This is a genomic window from Pseudoalteromonas sp. T1lg21, assembly GCF_002964625.1.
Taxonomy (GTDB): Bacteria; Pseudomonadota; Gammaproteobacteria; order Enterobacterales; family Alteromonadaceae; genus Pseudoalteromonas; species Pseudoalteromonas gelatinilytica.
The window spans coordinates 1-2549 of the sequence record NZ_PQBX01000049.1 but is presented as its reverse complement, the minus strand read 5'-3'; the positions used below and the strand labels follow the sequence as shown (position 1 = coordinate 2549).

The 2549-nt window shown below is 43.4% G+C and carries 3 protein-coding genes; all 3 read right to left on the bottom strand.

What is annotated here, in order from left to right; genetic code table 11:
* Nucleotides 1-699: phage portal protein (locus C2M25_RS10295; protein WP_158679701.1), on the bottom strand; the 699-nt coding region annotated here is incomplete at its 3' end.
* Nucleotides 700-704: 5 nt separating this feature from the next.
* On the bottom strand, nucleotides 705-1226 hold the full coding sequence (locus tag C2M25_RS10290; RefSeq protein ID WP_105181047.1) for a hypothetical protein: 522 nt from the start codon (nucleotides 1224-1226) through the stop codon (nucleotides 705-707).
* A 2-nt stretch (nucleotides 1227-1228) separates the two neighbouring features.
* Nucleotides 1229-2549: terminase gpA endonuclease subunit (locus C2M25_RS10285; RefSeq protein WP_105181046.1), on the bottom strand; the 1321-nt coding region annotated here is incomplete at its 5' end.

Genomic DNA, 2549 nt, shown 5'->3' with positions numbered 1-2549 from the left:
GCCCGTAGACCACGTATATTCACCTGGATGATTGGTAAGAATATGGTACGCAAGGTGACGACCAAAACCGTCCTGCTCAACCCCCATTTTGATAACGTGGCCATTAGACAGGACTTTATAAAGATTCACATCGAGCAAATCAGCTTCTATAAGCTGAAAAGCATAACCAAACTTATTAGGTGCGTTGTCTATATGCCTGATCAACATATCACCGTCTTGGCTGACGGTCTTCGCTATCAATTGGTCAGCTTCGGTCATATTCATACGACCAGATATTTCGCAAAAACCTTTACGACAAAACTCTTTATAAGCTAACTCGACAGATTTATTCGCATCCTTATCAAGCTCTCCTTGCGCATTTCGTATCTGCGATTGAAGACGAAAGCCCTTATCCCCGACAATATGCGTTTGCACCATGCCAAAGTACTTCTTGATATATCCAACGTCCTCACCTGCAGATCGACTTGCAGCTCGTAAGCGCTCCACATCTCTTCGCAAGGTTTCATCAACACTTAACCCATAACCGATTGGGTTTTTAAACAAACGATCAGATTTAGATGCGGCATAGCGTTTTTGTGCCGCAATTTGTTGAGGTGATAACTTACGTGCAACTTGCTCTGGTTGTTCGTAGTCACGAACTTCAGCCGCTTGTTGCTGAGTGTTATCACCACGCCCCAGTATCTTATCCAATAAACCCATAATCTTTACCGAAACCTAATTGAACGTCGGCGAGTGATTTCACCGCGTGCTACTTTTTCGTTATGAACTTTCCAGGCGTAGTCATTTTCAAACTTCTTTAGACTCTCAAATGGAATGCGCGACAAGCTACGACCGTCAATACTGTAGTTTTCATGATCAGTTAAAACTCGCCCTTCTAAGCGCTTACGTATTGCAACTAACATTTTTTCGTTATGAGTTAATACAGTGCTTGTCTGAGCTGCTGTTGGATCAGCTTTAACTTCTATGCGTCCTTCATTTAACTGATAGTTCTCACCATGTAACGTTTGGATTAAATGCCAGGTGTAATGCCCTGCTTGAATAGCTGCGCTATCAGCTGAGCTCATGCTTACAATTACTTCGCCTGCGGCAAAGGTTGCATCAATTGATACTCGGTTTTGTTCTGATAAGAGAACATACTGAAATTGAGACACATCGCCTTCATCGCCAGTAAATTGAGCTGTCCATATAACTTTGGTACCAGCAATGATGCTCTTTGGTTCTGACATAATTAATGACCTGAAATGAATCCTGAACCACGCCCAGCGCGCTGACTAGAACGCTTGGGCTTCGTTGGTTTCTTAACTACTTCTGTTTCTTCTTGCTGAGGTGCAAATAAATCTATCTGAGACAAGCGTTGCTCTAGCAAGTCCCAATCTTTAGGTTTTTTAGTGTGAACTTTTGTGGCCATTGCCGCATGCAATGCATAAACTTCACAGTCTAACGCTTCATTTCGACGGCCTGATTTTACTTGCCAAATTCGAGCACCACGTAAGTTTCTTGATGGCGCTTTTATTTCCGATGTAACCTGCTCCCAATAATCGACTCGGGCATCTGAATAGCTGTGCATATAAGCACTTGTCCCATTTAGCCGTTTAGAGATCAGGTCTTTTGCTTTGTGCGTCCCAACCATATAAACCTGCACGCCATGTTTATCAGCTTTAGTAGCCTTACGCGCATTGTTATGGTCTAGCTTTTGTGGCAAACGAAAAATTTCTCGCTTGCCGTTATCATGACTATCGCCCTTACCTGCCATAATTAAGATGCGGCGATGTTTAGCGCTACGGGTTCTTACCCAATGATAGACAGAGTGGTTCGTAGAGCCGTCTGATGAATCGATAGTTACTGCGCTTAAATGTAAGTTTGCAAATGACTCATGCTGAAAACCACTAAATAAGATCCCGTCCAATTCTTTCCAAACAGGGTCATTCTTATCTGCAGTATCGCCGGCTATTTCTCGCCAAAGCATTAGCCAGCTTTCTTCATTCCTGCCAAATGCCCTGATGATAATAGCAAGTCTGTCATGCTGAACATCGATACCAGCAGTAACAATCAGCCCACCTCTTGGGCAAACTAACTCAGGGTAGTCTTCCGCCTTTTCTTGCAACTCTTCATGGTTAAGTGAGTCTTTATCCTTGTACTCATAAGGCTTACCAAGCTTTGAGTTTTGAAAAACAATACGGCCATTCTCATCCCCTAACCTCGCTTCGTACTCAGCTTCTAAGTAATCACGAACAATACTGGCTATTGATGAGCCTGGAATACATACGTACAGCTCAGACAAATCCTTAAAGGTTTCAACTACACCATCATTTTCAACAGTGGCTATCCAGCCACAAAACTCATCACCCGCCTCTTTTGCATTTTTGCAGGTGTTAAATATATTCTGCTGACGCTGCCAATCAGACCAGGCCGACCCACAATGAGGACACGCATATAATGCTGACTCTGGTATGTGGCGCCCAAAGATGGGATGAACCGGGCCATCTTCTTTTTCAATCCAGCTCACATTTTCCCAATCAAGAATGTGTGATTCGCCACATTCATGACAT

What these genes read in the sequence shown, in the direction of transcription:
- C2M25_RS10290 (WP_105181047.1), bottom strand. Translation starts at nt 1,226, where the DNA reads ATGTCAGAACCAAAGAGCATCATTGCTGGTACCAAAGTTATATGGACA.